The organism is Duncaniella freteri, from assembly GCF_004766125.1.
GTDB lineage: Bacteria > Bacteroidota > Bacteroidia > Bacteroidales > Muribaculaceae > Duncaniella > Duncaniella freteri.
Window position 1 is genome coordinate 975,469 of record NZ_SJSA01000002.1, and the last position, 19,633, is coordinate 995,101.

General features: G+C 44.1%; 18 protein-coding genes, 1 tRNA gene and 1 other RNA gene. 3 read left to right on the forward strand and 17 right to left on the reverse strand.

Features of this window, described 5'->3' with window-relative positions:
• The first annotated feature begins 24 nt into the window (after positions 1 to 24).
• A complete protein-coding gene (locus tag EZ315_RS16755) occupies positions 25 to 195 on the forward strand; it encodes a hypothetical protein (RefSeq protein ID WP_242452614.1) in 171 nt (56 codons plus the stop codon).
• A 123-nt stretch (positions 196 to 318) separates the two neighbouring features.
• Here EZ315_RS16755 and EZ315_RS14450 read toward each other — a convergent pair.
• From EZ315_RS14450 to EZ315_RS14460, 3 genes are all read right to left on the reverse strand, one after another.
• Positions 319 to 389 (reverse strand) — tRNA-Gln (locus tag EZ315_RS14450).
• Between the two features lie 166 nt (positions 390 to 555).
• Positions 556 to 1,003, reverse strand: an RNA gene (rnpB, locus tag EZ315_RS14455) — RNase P RNA component class A.
• Between the two features lie 81 nt (positions 1,004 to 1,084).
• Complete coding sequence (locus EZ315_RS14460) at positions 1,085 to 1,729, reverse strand: DKNYY domain-containing protein (protein WP_371315357.1); 645 nt, start codon at positions 1,727 to 1,729, stop codon at positions 1,085 to 1,087.
• Positions 1,730 to 1,805: 76 nt separating this feature from the next.
• Between EZ315_RS14460 and EZ315_RS14465 the strand changes: the two genes are divergently transcribed.
• A complete protein-coding gene (locus tag EZ315_RS14465) occupies positions 1,806 to 2,561 on the forward strand; it encodes a DNA alkylation repair protein (RefSeq protein ID WP_135472708.1) in 756 nt (251 codons plus the stop codon).
• A gap of 62 nt (positions 2,562 to 2,623) precedes the next feature.
• On the opposite strand, the gene EZ315_RS14470 is transcribed toward EZ315_RS14465, so the two are convergent.
• The 9 genes from EZ315_RS14470 to EZ315_RS14510 form a co-directional block, all read right to left on the reverse strand.
• On the reverse strand, positions 2,624 to 5,809 hold the full coding sequence (locus tag EZ315_RS14470; RefSeq protein ID WP_135472709.1) for an efflux RND transporter permease subunit: 3,186 nt from the start codon (positions 5,807 to 5,809) through the stop codon (positions 2,624 to 2,626).
• A 13-nt stretch (positions 5,810 to 5,822) separates the two neighbouring features.
• Complete coding sequence (locus EZ315_RS14475) at positions 5,823 to 6,935, reverse strand: efflux RND transporter periplasmic adaptor subunit (RefSeq protein ID WP_170957566.1); 1,113 nt, start codon at positions 6,933 to 6,935, stop codon at positions 5,823 to 5,825.
• A 17-nt stretch (positions 6,936 to 6,952) separates the two neighbouring features.
• Entirely contained in the window at positions 6,953 to 8,347 is a 1,395-nt protein-coding gene (locus tag EZ315_RS14480; protein WP_170957567.1) for an efflux transporter outer membrane subunit, read from the reverse strand.
• A 118-nt stretch (positions 8,348 to 8,465) separates the two neighbouring features.
• Positions 8,466 to 9,683 carry an ABC transporter permease gene (locus EZ315_RS14485; RefSeq protein ID WP_135472845.1) on the reverse strand — a complete coding sequence of 406 codons (1,218 nt, stop codon included), beginning with the start codon at positions 9,681 to 9,683 and terminating at the stop codon, positions 8,466 to 8,468.
• Position 9,684: 1 nt separating this feature from the next.
• A complete protein-coding gene (locus EZ315_RS14490; protein WP_135472712.1) occupies positions 9,685 to 10,434 on the reverse strand; it encodes an ABC transporter ATP-binding protein in 750 nt (249 codons plus the stop codon).
• A gap of 5 nt (positions 10,435 to 10,439) precedes the next feature.
• Positions 10,440 to 11,618 (reverse strand): efflux RND transporter periplasmic adaptor subunit, encoded by a 1,179-nt coding sequence (locus tag EZ315_RS14495; protein WP_242452615.1) that lies wholly within the window; start codon positions 11,616 to 11,618, stop codon positions 10,440 to 10,442.
• Positions 11,619 to 11,642: 24 nt separating this feature from the next.
• The gene (locus tag EZ315_RS14500; protein WP_135472713.1) at positions 11,643 to 12,935 is read right to left on the reverse strand and encodes a TolC family protein; all 1,293 of its coding nucleotides are present in this window, start codon (positions 12,933 to 12,935) and stop codon (positions 11,643 to 11,645) included.
• A gap of 113 nt (positions 12,936 to 13,048) precedes the next feature.
• Positions 13,049 to 13,786, reverse strand: coding sequence for a LytR/AlgR family response regulator transcription factor (locus EZ315_RS14505; protein WP_135472714.1), 738 nt, complete (start codon positions 13,784 to 13,786; stop codon positions 13,049 to 13,051).
• Entirely contained in the window at positions 13,761 to 14,585 is an 825-nt protein-coding gene (locus tag EZ315_RS14510) for a sensor histidine kinase (RefSeq protein WP_170957568.1), read from the reverse strand. The genes EZ315_RS14505 and EZ315_RS14510 overlap by 26 nt, the downstream gene beginning before the upstream one ends.
• 666 nt (positions 14,586 to 15,251) lie before the next feature.
• Between EZ315_RS14510 and EZ315_RS14515 the strand changes: the two genes are divergently transcribed.
• Complete coding sequence (locus EZ315_RS14515) at positions 15,252 to 16,025, forward strand: IS5 family transposase (protein WP_135472716.1); 774 nt, start codon at positions 15,252 to 15,254, stop codon at positions 16,023 to 16,025.
• Here the strand turns inward: EZ315_RS14515 and EZ315_RS14520 are convergent.
• The 5 genes from EZ315_RS14520 to EZ315_RS14540 form a co-directional block, all read right to left on the reverse strand.
• Positions 16,016 to 16,645: a hypothetical protein gene (locus EZ315_RS14520; protein ID WP_135472717.1), complete on the reverse strand. Its 630-nt coding sequence runs from the start codon at positions 16,643 to 16,645 to the stop codon at positions 16,016 to 16,018. The two genes, EZ315_RS14515 and EZ315_RS14520, sit on opposite strands and share 10 nt — an antisense overlap.
• Positions 16,646 to 16,704: 59 nt before the next feature.
• Positions 16,705 to 17,883, reverse strand: a complete 1,179-nt coding sequence (locus tag EZ315_RS14525) for an IS4 family transposase (protein ID WP_135471110.1) — start codon at positions 17,881 to 17,883, stop codon at positions 16,705 to 16,707.
• 110 nt (positions 17,884 to 17,993) lie between these two features.
• Positions 17,994 to 18,428, reverse strand: a complete 435-nt coding sequence (locus EZ315_RS14530; RefSeq protein ID WP_135472718.1) for a hypothetical protein — start codon at positions 18,426 to 18,428, stop codon at positions 17,994 to 17,996.
• A gap of 129 nt (positions 18,429 to 18,557) precedes the next feature.
• Complete coding sequence (locus EZ315_RS17015; RefSeq protein WP_135472719.1) at positions 18,558 to 18,842, reverse strand: NVEALA domain-containing protein; 285 nt, start codon at positions 18,840 to 18,842, stop codon at positions 18,558 to 18,560.
• 68 nt (positions 18,843 to 18,910) lie between these two features.
• The gene (locus EZ315_RS14540; protein ID WP_135472720.1) at positions 18,911 to 19,495 is read right to left on the reverse strand and encodes a hypothetical protein; all 585 of its coding nucleotides are present in this window, start codon (positions 19,493 to 19,495) and stop codon (positions 18,911 to 18,913) included.
• Between the last annotated feature and the right edge of the window lie 138 nt (positions 19,496 to 19,633).

Consider the following 19,633-nt stretch of genomic DNA (forward strand, 5'->3'; position numbering starts at 1 on the left):
CCTGAACTTCATCCCGAAAGACGCATGAAGGTATCCGTCGGGATAGTCCGTGTGATACTCTTCGTACAGCTTCTTGACTGTCATGCCCTTCCGGGAAAGCCTTGCCGCATATTCCGGCAACAGGGCTTAGAGCCGGATCTGACGTTCCGATGGTTTGTGTTCACGTGCTCCGGGTATGGAGAACAGTTCCTGTAGCCGCGCATCGCTCAGCGACGGCAATTTCTCAGAGGGTATGCCGCTGACCCCCAACATCTCACTAAATATGACATAGTTAGATAAAAAGAGTCGACTGATCCTTTATGAATCAGTCGACTTTTGTTGCCTTGGAAAGATTCGAACTCTCACAGGCGGAACCAGAATCCGACGTGCTACCATTACACCACAAGGCAATTTTTATGTCTTTGTCTTAGCAATTTGCTCTTGAAGAAAGACCTCTTTGTTTTTGACACTGCAAAGGTAGATACTTTTTTTTTACTGTGCAAATGTTTTTGCAACTTTTTTCAAAAAAACTTGAATTTCCTATATATTCCCCTATCTCTACAGGTAAAATAGAAAAAAGGCAGCAGGACTATAAGCCGGGTTATGTCGTCGCGGGACTTCTCGTCAAGCGTTATGCTGACAGGTTACCGCGGCGGTCGCAGTCATTTATCTAATTGGTGCCTGGCTTCGCTTCGGCACTCGAGCAGCCTACCCCCCGGCGATGGGCGAGCAACCCATTGCAGCTCCAATATGAAAGGAGTCCGCTTGCCGGTATACATGGCCTTGCAACCCATAAGACGTGCGGCATGCTATGTCGCCATAGCATCCGGTGAGCTCTTACCTCGCCTTTTCACCATCACCTCATGATACCATAATGGATCAGAGGCTGTCATTCTCTGTCACGTTACTCTGCCGTCACCGACAGCTCTCAGTTAAAGAGTATGGTGCTCTGTGTTGCCCGGACTTTCCTCTTGCCGCTCAGGGCAAAATGCCCCCTCGGCAAGCGACACGACCGTCCTGCTACCACTGCAAATTTACGAATTATTTCCGAGAATAATGAAATCTAAATCAAATATTTTCCTAAATTATTCTAACCCCATACACGTCAATCAAGCTTTTTGCCACGATAAAATGTGCTCCAATTATCTTCGGCATATCCTCCTCGGCGACATGAAAAAGAGTCCGGACTGGCATCCTTAACTTTGATACCGTCATAATACACCGCCCAATTGTCTTTCGCATATCCGTCACGAAGCACCTTAAAACTTCCAGGGGAGGCTCCATCGACCTTCTTTCCATCAAAAAACACACTCCAGTTATCCTTGGCATACCAGTCTGAAATAACAGAGAAGGTCCCGGCTGAGGCTCCTTCAATTTTTCTGCCGTCATAAAACACATTCCACGCGTCCTTGACATACCCATATCCCAAAACTTCTAACGACAATGCCGCTTCAGCCATGACATTTCCTCGATAGTATACATGCCAGTTGTCAACAGCATAACCGTCACCAAGAATCCTGAAGCTCGAAGGGGAGGCATCCTTTATTGGCCTGCCATCAAAAAACACACCGTTACGCCCTACAAAGTACGTAGGTTTATGTCGATGCCAGCGATATTCGCGTCCGTCCTCTTCCTTTGTGACATGCTCATTCGCTTTCAGCACGCCTAACATTGACGGAATCCCTGACAAGCATAGGACCAGTATGACAATAATATATCTTTTCATTGTTTTACACTTGTGTTTTCGCAAATATACGTAACTTTGCCTTCAACATACAATACTATAAAGACTTTTTACATATTTATAACACATACCACTGAGCATAATGACTACCGCCAATGAGATTATAGAGACTCTCCGAACCATGGAAAACGATGAACAGCAACGCGTGCTCTCACGATTTTTCAAAACAGGAAAGGGAGAATACGGCGAAGGAGACCTGTTTCTCGGTCTGAGGGTCCCTCAGACGCGACTTGTGACAAAACAAGCAAAACTCGATGTGCCTCTTACAGAAATCGAAAAACTTCTTTACAATCCATGGCATGAGGTGAGACTGTGCGGATTACTGCTCCTTGTCGAAGAAATGAAAGCCGCCACACCCAAACGAAAAGAACCGCCGACAACCAAAGCAGAACGACGTAAAGAGATAGCCGACTTCTTTCTCAGTCATGCCAGACAAGCCAACAACTGGGATCTTGTCGATCTTTCATGCGAATACATCCTCGGAACCTGGCTGCTGTGGCAACTACCCGACGGGACAATGCCTGACCGTAACATCCTTGACCGTCTTGCCGACAGCGAAAACCTTTGGGAACAACGCATTGCCATAGTCTCAACTTTTACCCTCATACGTGCCTATCAGTTCGATGACACATTAAGAATTGCCACCAAACTCCTCTCTCATCCACACGACCTGATCCATAAAGCCGTAGGATGGATGCTCAGAGAAGTCGGAAAGCGTGACATAGACATACTCAGGGCATTCCTTAACACCCACGTCAGCCACATGCCTCGCACAACACTACGTTATGCCATAGAAAAGATGGACCCTTCCGAAAGAAACTACTGGATGAAAAAATAATATCAGCCGTACCGGATGGCTGCATAATGCTATACAGCCATCCGGTACTGCCGATCAATCTATCATAATGACGTATCCTGTTTCTTTGCAGGAGCCTCCGGTTTCGCGTCGGAAAGCTGTGTTGATGACGCAAACAATCGGCTGAGATACTTTTCTTTGAAAGACTGAAGAAGCTCCCAGAAGCCAGGGACAAAAAGAGTCCCGACCACAGCATTTATAGCCATACCGAAGACCACAGCAGTGCCAAGTGCCACTCTGGAAGCCGCGCCAGCCCCGGTGGCGAAGATCATGGGCATGACTCCGAACACGAACGCCAAAGCTGTCATCATAATCGGACGGAAACGTATGCGCCCTGCATCAAAAGCAGCCTGACGTATCCCCACTCCTGTCTTTCGAAAATCAATAGCATACTCCACAATAAGTATGGCGTTCTTAGCAGACAACCCCAACAGAAGTATTATACCTATCTGAGTGTATATCGAGATCGACTGAGACATTATGATACATCCGATCACTGTACCAAGAATAGCTGTAGGCATAGATATTATCACAGCCAACGGATCGGTCCAGCTCTCATACTGAGCTGCAAGCACAAGCAATGTTATTATGACAGCAAACAGCAATACCATTGATATAGTTGTGCCTGACTGCGTCTCCTGATATGCCTCCCCGGTCCAGGCATAAGCAAAATCATTACCGACAGCATCCTTCAGCAATTGCTCCATACCCGCTATGCAATCCTCGGTCGATACATTATGGGCAGGAGTGCCTGTGATTGACGCGGTTGTATACATATTATAACGATTCACCGTTGCCTGTCCCTTTGATGGCTCAACAGTGGCAAACGATGAAAACGGCACCATTTCACCACTACTGTTACGCACCGACAGCCGCGGAATATCCTCCACATGTCCTCTGGCATCGTCACGAGCACTGAGAGTGACCTGATATGTACGCCCAAACTTCACAAAATCATTCACATACGAGCCACCCATAAATGATGACAATGTGATATAAATATCCTCAAGTGTAAGATTAAGCATCTTGGCACGATCTCGGTCAACCTTTACAGTGTATTGAGGCACCGAGCCCTGGAACTGAGATGTAAGCTGAGCGAACCTGGAATCCTTAGATCCTTTTTCCTGCATTTCACGTACAGCATCCGCCAAGGCATCCGCTCCAAGATTATTAATATCGAGAATCTGCATCTGCATACCCGAAGTCATTCCAAGACCAGGAATTGCCGGCGGATTAATGGAGAACACTATAGGCTCCTGAAACGATGATGCGATACGGTTCACCTTGCCTATCACATCGTTTACACTCTGACCAGCCCCCTTACGCTCTTTCCATGGCTTGAGCACAACGAAAAGTGATCCAGTGTTTCCGCCAGTCCCACCCCCCATCATGGACTCTCCTGATATAGCTATCACGTTATCCACCTCCGGAAGATTGAGTATACTGTCGGAAAGCTGAGTGACAATCCTGTCGGTACGGTCAAGCGACGCACCGTTAGGGAGCTGTATCGATGTCATGAAATATCCCTGATCCTCCTCTGGAATATAGCTTGACGGCCATTTAACAAATCCCCAAAAAGCTACGGCACATATCACGAAATAAAGACATATCGCCACTACCGGACGCTTCAGCAGCGAGCCTACCCATCTTACATATCTGGAAAGAGACCAACCATAACCCTTGTTGAACCATCTGTAAAGGAAAAAACGAGGATTATTATCCTCTTTCTTCCGAAGAAACAAAGCGCACATTGCCGGAGTGAATGTCAAAGCGTTGAATCCTGAGAAGGCAACAGATGCGGCAATCGTAAGTGCAAACTGCTTGTACAATTCCCCGGTGATCCCACTTATGAATGCTGTGGGCACAAACACTGACAGAAGCACCAGCACCTCTCCAATCACAGGACCCTGGAGCTCCTCCATAGCCTTCTCTGCACTCTGACGCGGAGTAAGTTTTCCCTCCTGGACCAGTCTGGAGCAATCCTCAACTACGACTATGGCATCATCAACCACTATAGCGATAGCAAGCACAAGCCCGAACAGAGTCAAGGTATTCAAAGAGAACCCCATCAACTTCATCACCGCAAACGTAGCTATAAGCGATACTGGAATAGCGATCATAGGGATTATGACAGCTCTCCAACTCTGCAAAAACAGCAGTATCACAACCATAACTATGAGCGTTGTCTCAGCAAATGTGACAAGCACTTCATCAATAGAAGCCGTGACAAATGACGTAGTATCCATTATCACACGATATTGGACTCCATCAGGAAAATATTGCGACAGCTCATTAAGCTTATCCTTTACTTTACCCGCCACCTCAAGAGCATTAGCCCCCGGTAGCTGTTGCACCCCTATAAGACCTGCCGATTTTCCCGACACATGCGATATATCGGAATATGAATTGCTCCCAAGCTCCACCCTCGCGATATCCTTAAGATGAAGCAACGAGCCATCAGGCTCAGCCCTCAGAATAATGTTCGAGAACTCCTCCGCACTCGACAGCTGACCCTGTGCGGTAAGAGTGAATTCGAAATCAACATCAGCCGCAACAGGAGGTGTACCCACACTCCCTGCCGACACTTCAAGATTCTGCGACCTGATCATCTGCATCACATCTGCCGGCGTGAGACCGCGCACCTGCATCTTGGCAGGGTCAAGCCACACACGCATGCTGTACTCACCGCCGCCAAAGGCTCCTGCCCCTCCCACACCCTCAATGCGTGAAATCTCATCAATTATGTTGAGCTGGGCATAGTTAGTAAGGTACAAAGCCGAGTAATTATGCTCCTTATCACTTTCAAGAGCTATAAACAATATTATATTGGACGACTCGGACATCACAGATATGCCCTGCTCCTTCACTGATGCAGGAAGAGTGGCTTCGGCAAGAGAGATACGGTTCTGCACTTTCACAGCAGCCTCGTCAAGATCCGTGCCATTCTCGAATGTAACAGTAAGATCATATGATCCTGCACTGGAATTGGAACTCATATACATCATCCCCTCCACTCCATTGATCTGCTGTTCGATAGGCTCCCCTATCACTTTTGCAACAGTCTCAGCATCCGCTCCTGGATAAGAGGCTCTAACCATCACTGTCGGTGGAGTGATGTCCGGGTACTGGGCTATCGGAAGAGTCTTAACCGTAATAAGCCCAGCCAGCACCATCAATATTGCCAGCACTGTGGCAAATATCGGCCGGTCTATAAAAAACTTCGATAACATAACACCTGTTATATTAATTGATCATCCGAGGATTAACCTTCATACCGTCACGCACTTTGAGGAGTGCTTTAGTCACGTAACGCTCCCCAGGACTGATACCTTTAGTGACAACACGCAAAGTATCGTGATAAAGATCGCCTACCGTCACATGTTTTTTTACAACCCTGTCAGAATCATTCACCACATAGAGATACCGACCCAACTGATCCGACCCAAGCGAAGAATCCTTTACCATGACAGCATCGGAGATCTTGTCATAAGGAAGATCTATTTTTGCATACATGCCAGGCTTCAGTTCATTGTACACATTGTCAATGCTTACTTTCACCTTAAGAGTACCGGTAGAATTATTGAGAGTAGGAGCAAGATAGGAAATCTTGCCGAAGTACCTGTGAGGCAAAGGATCTTCAAATATCACAGGAACTTTTGCAAAATTCAGAGAATCTTTATTGTCAATTGCATTGACTATCTCATGATAACGGTCATCCTCAATAGCAAAAACCGCCGTCAGAACCGAGTTGTCATATATTGTTGTCAATTTGACAGGAGCACCCTCCCCACTCACATAATTGCCTATGCCATATTCCCCTTCAGCAGTCTGCCCTGAAATCGGAGCCGTGACTGAGCAATATCCCAAAAGCCTTTGAGCCGTAGCTAATGATGCTTTGGCATTTTTTACCGAAGCCTCCGCCTCCTCTAAAGCACTCTGAGCCTGCACAACCTCCATCTTGCTCACAGCATCACTTGCGAGAGCCTTATTGACCGCATCATAATGGGTCTTAGCATAGTCGCGGGTGCTTATTGCCGTGGTCAATGCAGCCTGAGCCTGCTGCACATGATCACGATAGGTAGACGGATCGATTGTGAACAACACCTGCCCTTTCTTCACATACGATCCGCTGTTATAGTCCTGGGTGAGAATCTGACCGTTGACCTTAGCCACAACATCCACATAATTCGGGGATGTGAGCACGCCGGGATAAACCGACGAAAGCGTGATTGACTCAACTTGAGGAAGTGCAACATCCACAGTCTCCACGGATTGCTCATCATTAGAGACTGTATGACGGCACGACATTGTGACAACAGATACAGCAGCCGCAAAGAGAAATATTTTAGTATCCATAATAATAAGATTTTGCATTATTGAGGAGCCCCGCCGAGGGCTTTATACAGGTCGACCAGTGCTATGAGGGCGTCACCATGAGCTGCAACAAGTGAATTTGCACAATTAAGCCAGTCTATCTGAGCATTTACCACATTAGTGAACACCGTAAGCCCTTGCTTGTATTGCTCCATGGATATATCGAATGCCTCACGGCTCTGTATGAACACCTCTCTGTTAAGCTCCATACTCTCCAGAGCTGCATTATAAGCCTCCATCGCATTCTCGACTTCGGTATAAGCAGTCATCACTGTGAGATTGTAGGCGTCAATGCCCATCAACATCTGTTCCTTTGCACTTGCCACAGCGTTTCGGCGCGAAAATCCGTCAAAGAGTGTCCAGGAGAGTTTAGGTGCTATGCTATATGTGAAACTATCGCTCTTGACAAGCTTGTTTATCCTGTCACTCCCCCAACCTATGGACCCTGTCAGGGCAAGAGTTGGGAGAAAATCTTTTTTAGCAACCCCCACCTGTGCCGCATACAGAGCCAACTGAGCCTCTGCGGCTGCTATATCAGGGCGACGTCTCAGCAGATTAGCCGGAACTCCGGCCGGTATCAGACGCTGATACTCCGGAAGAGTGGATGACGATATCAACACAGGTGCAAGCTCGTAAGGGTATACCCCGATCAGGATCGACAGAGCATTGAGCATCTCGGATGCCTGCGCCTTGAGCCTTGGGAGAGAAGCCTCAGTAGTGTAGTACACCGTCTTTGACTGCGCGACATCCAATTTCGACACCAGGCCGGCTTCATGACGTGCCTCAGTGATCTTCACCACCTTAGCCTGATATTGTATATGCTCGTTAGCAACTGATATCTGATTCTGGAGCACACGATAATTTATGTAATAAGTGGCTATCTCGGCCGTCATACTCACCATAGTGGCTACATAGTCGGCTCTGGAGACCTCGTATCCAGCCTTACGCGACTTCACCTGCTGAGAGATCTTTCCGAATATATCAATCTCCCAATTGACATCTGCTCCGAAAGAGAAATTGTCAGCCCCTTTTCTCATCGCATAATTCCTGGCATATCCGGCGTTCAACCCCACCGACGGATAGTAGGCTGCCTGCGACTGACGTACTGCCAGGCGAGCCATTTCTCTACGGTGGGCGGCCTCAAGTATATTAAAATTATTGTTGATGCCAACTGAAATCAATGAATCGAGAGTAGAGTCGCCAAATGATCTCCACCATTCATCATCGGACGGGAGTGTCTGAATGATGTCCGGTGTGAACGACCATCGTTCAGGCAAAGGCTGTCTGAGATAGCGCGAAGCCTCATCCATGGGGTTCTGCGCTTGTGCTTGTACCATGCCTGACATCACGGATGCCAGCATTACAATCGCTGAAACGTGAAAAAACTTTCTCATAATTAAAATTTCAACAATTCTAACCATGATTAGGTTTTTAAACTTATCCGTCTTAAATTAAAAGAGGTTGAACCGAAAAACGGAACAACCTCTCCACATTATAAACCGCCCTAAAAACCTATTCGTACCGAATGGCTTCAATAGGGTCCAATCCGGCAGCTTTCTTTGCCGGATACCAACCAAAAAATACTCCGGTCACAGTACATACGGCAAACGAAAGAACCACTGAATATGCCTGAATGTAAACAGGCCAATGGGCAATGGCATTTACGAGCCATGAAGCTATGATGCCAAGCATAATTCCTATAACACCACCACTGACACTTATTATCACTGCTTCAATAAGAAATTGTGATAATATATCAATGCCACGCGCACCTATCGACATTCTCAGTCCTATCTCACGTGTCCTCTCGGTAACGGACACATACATTATATTCATAATGCCTATACCTCCGACAAGGAGAGAAATACCGGCTATACAAGCCAAAAGGACTGTCATCATATCGCTTGTGGAATTCATCATTTCGCTAAGCTCCTGCTGTGACCGAATTTCAAAATCATCATCTGCATCTTCCTTTATCTTATGACGTGTACGCAGCACCTCTGTTATGGCATCGATGGTCTCGTCCGTGCGGTTTTCATCCACAGCACTCGCAAAAATCCCCTGGATATAATCAATGGCAAGAATACGCTTCATCACAGTTGTGTACGGAGCTATGACCACATCATCCTGGTCCTGCCCCATAGAATTTGTCCCCTTCGACTCAAGCACCCCTATAACAGTCAGAGGGATTTTACCGAAACGGATCACACGCCCTACCGGATCTTCGCCATTAGGAAATAGATTGTCAACCACCGTCTTGCCAAGAATGCAGACTTTGGCAGCGGATTTAATGTCATGCTCTGTGAAAATCGAGCCTTCCTTGACCTTGAATCTGCGTATATCAAGATACTCCGGTGTGACTCCGTAGATTGACGAAGGATAATTATTGTTACCATTTACAAGCTGACCGCCGGAATTCACAGACGGGGATACGGCTGCGATTCCAGGCAGATCCTTCAAAGCCTCGTAATCCGACTCGTCAAGTGTCTGCATGTCATCGGCACTCTGTCGCACACCTCCGCGATGCATATTCCCGGGATGTATCATAATCATATTTGAGCCCATTTCGGAAATCTGCTCCTTGATACTGTTCTTGGACCCCTGACCTATGGCAAGCATGGTTATGACAGAAGCCACACCTATTATTATGCCAAGCATAGTCAGGAAGCATCTGAGTTTATTATTATTCAGAGCTTTGAGTGCTATTTTCAATAGATTAGCTATATTCATGTCAATCATTCTCTTTTGGTAAATTCAAAAATGCCTCACGAGCCGAAGCAGGAGTCCTGTTAACTGTGTCGGAAACAATCTTTCCGTCACGCAAAACTATGTTTCGTGAAGAATAATCCGCGAGCTCAGGATTGTGGGTCACAAATATAATAGTTCTGCCCTTGGCATGAAGCTCCTGAAACAGCATAAGGATACTGAATGATGTGCGTGTGTCAAGATTACCTGTCGCCTCATCAGCAAGAATTATCACCGGATCATTGACAAGGGCACGAGCTATAGCCACACGCTGCTGCTGACCACCAGACATCTGATTGCTCTTATGGTTCAGGCGTTCACCCAACCCTACCGACTTTAGGGATGCAATAGCCTTTTCGCGTCGTTCCTTAGCACTGACCGACGTGTTGTAAAGCAATGGCAATTCCACATTCTCTATGGCTGTGGTCTTAGGAAGAAGGTTGTAGTTCTGGAACACAAAACCGATTTTTCGGTTGCGTGTCACAGCTCTCTGATTCTTGCTCATAGACCGGACTGAAATCTCATCCAGAAGATACTCTCCGGAAGTAGGGGTGTCAAGACAGCCAAGCAAATTAAGAAGAGTGGATTTCCCTGAGCCTGAAGTGCCCATTATGGTCACAAACTCGCCTTCATTTATAGTAAATGATATTCCGCGCAGAGCTTTTACCTTCTCTCCTCCGACCACAAATTCCCTACGTAGATTTTCTATCCTTATAATTTCTTTTCCGATACTCATAACCATTATTTTTTCTTGTTCCTACCTGGAGGCTGAGGAGCAAACGGACTTCGTTCACCTTCCGAACGTTCACCTTCCTGCGATCCGGCTGACACAGAATAGCCTGAAGCCACTGCATCATTATCAGAGAGACCTTCGTGTATTACAGTCTTTAATCCATTGCTCGCCCCGACAGTCACAACTGTCGGCACAAGTCGTCCATCCTTTACAACCCATACACACTTCTGACCATCTCCGAGAACAAGTTTTCCTGCATCTCCATCCGGCTTAGGAAGGTTGTCATCATCGTTGATTTGAGGCGTAAACATAAATGCCTTTGTTGGGAGCAACAACACATTGTCCTCACTCATAGTATAGATTATGAGATTGGCTGTAAGCCCGGGGATAAGCTTATGATCCGGATTGGGAGCCGCCACCACCACCTCGTAAGTGACGACATTGCTTTCAACCGTAGGATTCAGTCTTACTTGAGTGACATGACCTTCAAACAATTCATCGGAATAGGCATCCACCGAGAATGTCACAGCCTGCCCCACTTTCACCTGCCCTATATCCGCCTCATCCACATTGCCTATCACCTGCATATTGTCAAGATCTGCTATTGTATATAGATTAGCAACATTCATGTTCGATACCACCGTCTGTCCGACTTCTACTTCTCTTGAGATCACTATACCATCAATCGGAGAGTATATCTCTGCATAATTGAGGTTCTTCGCAGCACGGACCTTATCGGCTTTCGCCTTGTCGTATGCAGTCTTCGACACTTCAAGCTCCTTCTTGGAGGTCTGAAACTCATAGTCACTTATCAGCTGTTTATCATGAAGAGCCTTGTCGCGATTATAGTTGACAAGATTATACTCATACGTCAGGCGTGCTGATTCGACATTGGCTTCTGCACTTGTCAAATCACTTTGAAGAAGTGTCTTCTCAATTTCAGCAATAAGCTGGCCTTTGGTTACAACCGTATTGTAATCGGCATATAATTTGTCGATTATACCCGTCACCTGTGTTCCTACATCGACTTGTGTGACAGATTCGATAGTGCCTGTCGCTGTGACAGTCTCCGTAAGTTCACCACGCTCCGCCTTGACTGTCTCAAGTATTGTGTCAGGCTTATGACTGCATGATGCAAATAATGATAATAAGGTCACACTCAGGATCTTTGCTGTTGTCTTCATCATATATATGAATAATAATTATTTATTTCAAGGAAATGATACAGTGGCATTTCGATAGAATTCTATCATTTTCTGACCAAGGATAGCCATATATTTCGCCTGTAGTAAGGAATGCTGAGCCTCGACATATGAATTATGTGATATCATAAGCTCTACAGGGTTGACATATCCCAGATTAAACCGTTCATTGGTCAATTCGTCACTCAGCCTGGCAGACTCGAATTGGGCTTCTGCTGCTGAATATCGGGACTGAGCCGAACGAGTGTCTATATACCAGTTCTCGACAATCTGAGCGAGTTCGGTCTGCCGTTGGTCTATATTGAGCCGGGCATCAATCTGAGCCACACGAGCTTGCGCTATTGCTGTCTTTGTCTTTTTATTATCAAGAATCGGAATAGACAGGGTAAGCCCGATTGATTCGTTCCAACCTTTCTTTACGGCTGTACCAAATGATGATCCTGGCGCATAATATCCTGTCCCCACTCCTGCATTCAGTGATATCTTAGGAAGACGCCCGGCCTTTGCTACTGCGATATCAAGCTCCGAGGAAGACTTTTCTATTTCAAGTCCTCTTATTTTCAGGTCGGTGGCAACTGCAAGTTCATATGTATCTGATATAGGTGGCAACTGAGCCAAAATCTGTTCGTTATCCCACTCCACGTCTGCAAGATCGATCTCGGCATCTATGCCGAGTTCAAGAAGCTGCTTCAGTTCCATTCGCCTGGAGTCATAGGTGCCTTGTGCATTTACAAGTGAATACTTGTCCTGTTCATATTGCGATTTAAGCTGGGCATAGTCGACTTTCGACATTTTACAGGCTTCTACCAGTTGCAAGGCTCGATCTGTCTGTGCCTTGCTCACTTTCACAGCCTCCTCGTATATTCCTATTGCCTCCTTTGCATACAGAATGTTAGTATAAATCTGTAGAAGGTCTGTTTCGATAGTCCTTAGCAGTCCCCCGGTATTCAATCGGTCGATTTCAGTACGCAGCTTGCTTTGCTTTATCGTATTCTCCCGCTTTCCACCATCCCACACAGTCCATCCCGCATTCAGACCATACGAGCTGTTATAGGAATTTTTATTACCATCCGCCCAAGGATAATTTGAAAAACCGTGAGAGGTCGCAAAATCCAAAGTCGGATGCCATTGGGCTTTTGATTCTTCAAGGCTATATTCCGAAGAAAGCTCATTCAGTTTTGACTTCTGAAGTGATATGTTATGCTCTCGGGCATATTCCACACAATCCGAATATGTCCATGTCTGAGACAAGGCTGTCAACGGCAATAATGCCAACAGAGTTGATAAGACGTGTTTCCTCATTGCTGTATAATTTTCATCATTTATCAATTACACTGCAATATTAATGCAATAAAGGCGACTGATGAAATATGTTCAACCAATCGCCTTTTTCTTTCAACGAACAGTCAAGTATGCTACTTGCGACCCTTACCTATCGAGTGAGACATAAGATATTCTTGGAACATGGTCTTATAACTGTCTCCTACAGGGATAAAATTATCATGGTCCATCACTACCCGATTACGCTCTATCTGCTCTACCTGATTCATATTCACAATATATGACCGGTGCACCTGTAGAAAGTCATCTGTCAGAAGCCCTCTTATTGATGCAAAAGAACTTAATGTAACCAAAGGAGAAGTCTTTCCAGATATATAAATCTGTAGGTATTCCCCATAACCTTTTATGAAACGGATATCGGCCAAGGCGACACGTACATATCGGTAATCAACTTTTATGAATATCGAATCACTTGTGTCAACCGAGACTGATTCCATGTGTTGATGGCATCTGGAAGAATACACTTCAATTGCTTTATTTACAGCTTTATTGAAATCGACAAACCCATAAGGCTTCAGCAGATAATCAATTGCAGAAACCTTGTAACTATCCACTGCATATTGCGAATAAGCTGTGGTAAATATGACCATCGGAGGCTTTGAGAGAGTCTTAATAAAATCAAGACCATTCAGGTCGGGCATGTTGATGTCAGTGATTATCAGATCAACATCCACCTGGGAAAGAAAATCTATAGCCTCAAAACCATTGCCACATGCACCGACAAGTTCAAGTGTCGGAACTTTTCCAACATAACTTCGTAATTTTTCCAGAGCTATGGGCTCATCATCAATTATAAGAGTCTTCAACAGCATGGGCAGGGATAGTTAAGTTTACTGTATATGTGGTCCTCGATACATTCAGTTCAAGCGAAGCTTTATCGCCATAGATAAGCGAAAGACGCTGGCGTATATTCCTCAATCCGATGCCTGTGGTCTCTATATCATCGCATATCCTGGAATGATTACTGTTAATACAGTTGAATCGCACCGATTGCTGTGACACCTCTATGCTCACCGCCACAAACGATGCCTCCTGATAACTCACACCATGCTTAAAAGCATTCTCTATAAAAACAAGAAACAGCAAAGGAGGTAATGTAATACCCACGATCTCATTATCAGCAGGAAATTCTGAAGTCACACTCACCTTGTTTTCCGGGAAACGCTGCCTCATCAGACTCATATAATTCCTAAGAAACATGATTTCCTCTGATAATGGAATCATACGTCTTGAACTCTCATACAACATATATCTCATGAGCTGAGACATATCGATAACCATCAGCTGAGCTTTATCAGGATCAATCTCAATCATACCATGAATATTGTTAAGCATATTCATGTAGAAATGGGGATTTATCTGATTCTTAAGATATGCAAGCTGGCTTTCGGCATTGGCTTTCATAAGACTCTCCTTCTCAAGCTTGTCATCAAACCGCTGAAACATAAGTGCTATAGCCAGATTGCAACCCACAACAAGAAGCGCGTAAGTAAAATCCAGGACCAGAGGCAACGGCAATAACGGACGAATGTGAGGATGATGACCAGGTCGCACTCCGCGAGGCAAACTCTCTATAACATGTATGAAATCAAAATATTGATACACCCACATTGCTGAGATAACACATACCGTCCCAAACAGATACGGCAATATCCTATTTCTCAAAATAAGCTTTGGAATCAACACATTGTTATTTACAAGAAACAGTATCAAAAACGGCAACATGGTATGGGTCAGAGCCGACAATACGGACATGTCGACCAACGGAGCTGACATCTGTGCTCTGTTACGGATCATATCAAGCAAATAAAGCCCTATTGCAATAAACCACAATACAATATAGACTATACTTTCTGTTGCTCTACTACGGCTTTTTCCCATAAATAATCAACTTTTTGTTATATCGGCAAAATTACAGAACAGCATTATCAATCCAAAAAAATTTCAACAAACACGTCAATTTAATCAACGAATCGTGAATATCAATCCTTTCGCACTCAAAAAGATATGGATGTACGGCAAGCGGGGCAACTGCCAATGAAACAGAAGCAGAATTTTGCGACACAATTTCCACCTCCGTAAGCAATATGTATCCTACTATCACCCCATTGACCGTCTATGCCACTAATGATCTATCCAAGGTACTTATCACTGTTGATACCCCACAATTAAATATTACATCTGTTTAAGAAACTGTTTAAAATTAGAATTGAAAAAATGTTATAGGGCATAACAAACCCTCAGCCAAAGTGTTGAAGGAGAAAAAACATTGTTCATATGCATAGAATCAATCTCTATCAGACACTTTTGACCGAGGGTCAATGGTCTTATATAAACGAAGTATTCTTCGAAAATGATTGTCGCAAACGTAAAAATTCACTACGGAGCCTTTTTGAAGCGGTATTATACCTACTGGTCACAGGATGTCAGTGGAGTATGCTTCCGCACGATTATCCCAAGTGGCAACTGGTGTACTATTACTTCCGAAAGTGGTCCAAAGAAGGTAGAATCGAACATTTGCTCAACAAACTTGTACGAAAGGTGAGAAAGAAACGAAATCAATCAGAAAGTCCCTCTGTAGGAGCATTGGACGCCCAAAGCGTTAAATGGGGCAACCGTAAGAGTGACAATGGATTTGACGCAAACAAGAAGGTCAAGGGCATCAAACGTAACATCGTGGTTGACCGCAATGGCTTTATTCTTGCCCGGACAGTATGCAGTGCATCGGTTCATGATTCCCATCAGGCTCACCCATTGTGTAATGCAGCAGACAGAGAGTGGGAACGGCTTGAAAAGGTTCTTGTTGACCGAGGTTATCGAGGGGAGATTGCTAAAGATATTGAAAAAGATTTTGCAATCAGCCTTGAGGTTTCCAATACTCCAAACGGGACTAAGGGATTCATCCCAAAACCTCTCAGATGGGTGGTCGAGAGAACTTTCTCATGGCTTGACTGGTTCCGTCGCCTTTCACGCAATTATGAAGAATCAACCGAGGTCGCTGAAGAAATGATTGATTTGGCTGCCATAAAAATTTTATTGAATCAAATTTGAACAGTTTCTAAGAGGTCCTTTAAATCATATTTTTTAAATATGTCGTTTTTAAAATTTAATGTATATAGTGTATGATTCCGGAAATCTATGTCAAAAGAAGTAGCCAATTCAGGTAGTTTTATGTCCAATAAGGGCATACCGTCCCAATTAAAGAACCATAGTTCAGATTTTTCACCATTAATCTTATTGATGACGAAAAATTTCCCATATCCGTTTACACCATTGTAAATCAGTTCTTTACTTTCAGCTGTTTCGTTGTCGATATATCGTTTATAACTATCTATCTTACCTTCAGGCATGACTGTCACTGAAAAGTTATCATCAAGAGAATATATGTTAAATTGTGGATATAGTTCTAATACTTCAACAATACGGTTCTTATCACAATTGAAGATAATGTTGGGCATAAGCAGCCCCAGTTTATCAGGAGCGGGCACTTTATATTGATTAAGATGCTGTATGCTGTTTAAAGACAGTTCCGACCCGTCTTTTAAAATTGTTCGTTCTATAGCCCCTTCGGATGGATTAACCGAAACAAATATCCGGGTATTGGTGTCCGAGAAGTTACTATAAACAGAAAAATTATTAATACGAGAATTACTTTCTACATCTGATTCCATTTGACCTGAATCAATTGACTTTGAAAGATTACTACTGGTGCGATAAAAATCGCGTTAGTTTAAAAATCATCAAATAAAGAGAGTTCTTTGACATTTTGGTCTGAATTGGTTGATGGGTCTTGTTTGGTCATAAGCCATCGCAGGTCGACACGCTCCAAGGCAGAGATTCTGATCAAGGTCGCCACCTCGGTAATAGAATAGCAGCTGTTATAATTGGCTTTTATTCTTGCTACCGTCAGATAGGCTATGATGGCAGTCCAAATGTGGACTTTAACGGCATTTTCGGAGAATCCCCAAAGATTCTTGACGACGATGTTCTGCTTAATCCACTTGAAGAAAACCTCTATATCCCAACGGTGACGATAAAGATTGGTGATTTCCAATGCGCTGACTTCAAAGTTATTGGATATGAAATCAACAATGGCATCATTGTCCATGTCATATACTCTTACGAATCTCATATCCTCAGGATAGAGCTTGCAGGACTTGTATCCGGTGACACGAATCCGAGAGTCTTCTATGATACTTGGGGTCGTATCGGGGATAGCCAACTGCTCTATGGTTGTGAACTTCATGTTCTCTTTTGGGCGTGACACCCAGAATGCCTGCGACTGATGGAATCTGAACAGTGCCTTGAAGTCAACATACGCCTTGTCCATTACATAAAAAGCGAATGGTTCCGGTGTGAGCATGTCGAGTTCGTTACTGTCATGCCATTTACCATCAGTGATATGGATGTTGGTGGGTATACTTCCTCGTAAATCAAGCAAAGTATGCATTTTAACTGCCCCCTTGCTGTATTTGCCCAACGCCCACGCTGCGAGTTTTATGCTTGTGGATATGGTCGTGGAGTCCAACGCATAAATTACGTTGTCTATGGTTATCTCTGAGAGTTGAACCTTTGAATACATTGGTCTAACCAATCCGATAAGATAAAACCCAAGTCCCTCAAAAATACGATAATCCCTGCTTTCGTTTGCGCGAGACAATGATGTATGGTTCACTGTGTTGCGAAAACCGAGGTGATATAGGATTTTCGAGTGGGCTTCCAAACATAGACAAATGTCTCTAAGTGAATCACACCCTGTCAATTGACCAAAGAGCAGATGAAGGAGGTGGTTGTAACTGGTGAGATTCTTTACATGCCAATCGCCTTTATATTGCTTTACCAGCTTATCGAACCAGTAGCGCGGTATAAACTCGATGACTTGGGAGAACACGAACTTTCCTTGATTCATAATCTTGATGCTTCTGAACAACAAGACTAATAAACCAAATTCAAATCAAAAAATCAATGTACTCTTGTATTTGACTAAATACTAATATATTAATCACAGTGGTTGGATTTTTATCGCACCACTACTATTGAAAGATCAATCTTTCGAAGTTGCTGCCGATAATTATCAGGTAGAAGTATGTACATTTTTCCATCACCATTAAAAAAAGAAGCCTGAGATATCAGAGGAGAGGAGACGAATTCATCCGGTCCACTGCCTATAGATATAAACTCTAACAAAGTGGAATCTCCCGGAATACTTCTGACTTTCCATGAATTTTCTCTTTCAGCCGTTGCTATGATCATTAGAGAATCCATTACGCGGAATTGTAGATTTCCAATAGTTTTTGTATCAATAATAGTACCTGAATCGAGACTTACAACGGCAGGGAACTCAGAAAATGAGATCCGGTTGTCGAATGAAATCGTTGTTGCCTGATCTTCAGGTGTACATCCAGATAGTACAAGACAAATAGTCAGAATTACAATATTAAAAAAGATCTTCATGTCGAATAACACGTATTTGAATTAAAATAGAATTTCAGTTGGCGATTAGTAAGGTCTACTGAATAATATATTTAATTATTCAGCAACCTTACTAATCAATAGTAGCATATAATTACACTATGCACGGTATTAACAACTTGAAGATGTCGATCCTGAGTACATAGGCCTATATGTGCAACCGGAACAATCTAAAACCATACTATTCCAACTTCCTGTATATGTAGGAGAGGGGCAACATGGCATATGAGAACTTCCCGATGAGCTAGAATCCCCAGACTCGTCATTTGACAATGCCTCAACATTCGCAAGAGTCAAAGCATTTAGCTTGGATTCTTGATTTTGAATGTTGAATCCTGCGATGCCACTTACTGTAGCAATTGCGGCGATAGCCGCGAAAATCATTTTTCTTTTCATGATTTTTTTGTTTTAAATTGTGATTGATTAATTTATTAAATCCGATAGTTACGGAAAGTTGTAAGATTTTACCACCATATTTGCCTGCCATTATTAAGGGTGAACGGACGCTCCTCTTTCTCTTCGGTGAGGTCGTGGAGTATGAGGAGTGCATGAGCGGGAATACTGTCGAAAGTTAGGCAATAATCATTGCTAGGCAGTCGAGCTATTGTTTCCCATTTGTCCCAGTTCCAATAGGCTAATTCATAGTCATGGCCTGGAATGACGAAATTGCCATCGTTCCATGGGAAGTAGTCAATCCTGCTGATTTCGTGAGGAGAACCAAGATCAATGAACCTCTTTTTTTCTGAGGCAACCAGGGTGCCGGTTTTGTCATATATGTCAAGACGGTCCATATTGGCATAGCTCGGCAAATCGGCTATCACTCTGACATAGCGGTATGGCTTATCAGAGTTGACTGTCGCCGAGTTGTGAAACACTGGTATCTGACTTATGGTGAACAGAGTATCGGGAGAGTGGAAAGACGGTTCATTGCATCCTTCAAGTCGTGTTGACGGAATTTGGGCATAACGATTGATCCATCCTGCATTAATTGGATATTTTCGTGTAAACTTTGCAGATAAGCACAGAGTCGTATCAGGGATAATTTCCATTTTCTTACCATTACTGATATAAAATGGATTCCCGACAGGAACTTTATTGCCTTCAACGATTCCCATTGGCTGTAGCATGACAGAATCTGAGATATGCTCAAACTTGGCCCGGCCATTTCTTACAGCGGCGTGAGCTTG

What these genes read in the sequence shown, in the direction of transcription:
- EZ315_RS14540 (WP_135472720.1), bottom strand. Translation starts at nt 19,495, where the DNA reads ATGGAAATTATCCCTGATACGACTCTGTGCTTATCTGCAAAGTTTACA.
- EZ315_RS16755 (WP_242452614.1), top strand. Translation starts at nt 25, where the DNA reads ATGAAGGTATCCGTCGGGATAGTCCGTGTGATACTCTTCGTACAGCTT.
- EZ315_RS14470 (WP_135472709.1), bottom strand. Translation starts at nt 5,809, where the DNA reads ATGTTATCGAAGTTTTTTATAGACCGGCCGATATTTGCCACAGTGCTG.
- EZ315_RS14520 (WP_135472717.1), bottom strand. Translation starts at nt 16,645, where the DNA reads ATGGAATCAGATGTAGAAAGTAATTCTCGTATTAATAATTTTTCTGTT.
- EZ315_RS14490 (WP_135472712.1), bottom strand. Translation starts at nt 10,434, where the DNA reads ATGAGTATCGGAAAAGAAATTATAAGGATAGAAAATCTACGTAGGGAA.
- EZ315_RS14465 (WP_135472708.1), top strand. Translation starts at nt 1,806, where the DNA reads ATGACTACCGCCAATGAGATTATAGAGACTCTCCGAACCATGGAAAAC.
- EZ315_RS14485 (WP_135472845.1), bottom strand. Translation starts at nt 9,683, where the DNA reads ATGAATATAGCTAATCTATTGAAAATAGCACTCAAAGCTCTGAATAAT.
- EZ315_RS14530 (WP_135472718.1), bottom strand. Translation starts at nt 18,428, where the DNA reads ATGAAGATCTTTTTTAATATTGTAATTCTGACTATTTGTCTTGTACTA.
- EZ315_RS14480 (WP_170957567.1), bottom strand. Translation starts at nt 8,347, where the DNA reads ATGAGAAAGTTTTTTCACGTTTCAGCGATTGTAATGCTGGCATCCGTG.
- EZ315_RS14505 (WP_135472714.1), bottom strand. Translation starts at nt 13,786, where the DNA reads ATGCTGTTGAAGACTCTTATAATTGATGATGAGCCCATAGCTCTGGAA.
- EZ315_RS17015 (WP_135472719.1), bottom strand. Translation starts at nt 18,842, where the DNA reads ATGAAAAGAAAAATGATTTTCGCGGCTATCGCCGCAATTGCTACAGTA.
- EZ315_RS14515 (WP_135472716.1), top strand. Translation starts at nt 15,252, where the DNA reads ATGCATAGAATCAATCTCTATCAGACACTTTTGACCGAGGGTCAATGG.
- EZ315_RS14510 (WP_170957568.1), bottom strand. Translation starts at nt 14,585, where the DNA reads ATGTGGGTGTATCAATATTTTGATTTCATACATGTTATAGAGAGTTTG.
- EZ315_RS14475 (WP_170957566.1), bottom strand. Translation starts at nt 6,935, where the DNA reads ATGGATACTAAAATATTTCTCTTTGCGGCTGCTGTATCTGTTGTCACA.
- EZ315_RS14500 (WP_135472713.1), bottom strand. Translation starts at nt 12,935, where the DNA reads ATGAGGAAACACGTCTTATCAACTCTGTTGGCATTATTGCCGTTGACA.
- EZ315_RS14495 (WP_242452615.1), bottom strand. Translation starts at nt 11,618, where the DNA reads ATGATGAAGACAACAGCAAAGATCCTGAGTGTGACCTTATTATCATTA.
- EZ315_RS14525 (WP_135471110.1), bottom strand. Translation starts at nt 17,883, where the DNA reads ATGAATCAAGGAAAGTTCGTGTTCTCCCAAGTCATCGAGTTTATACCG.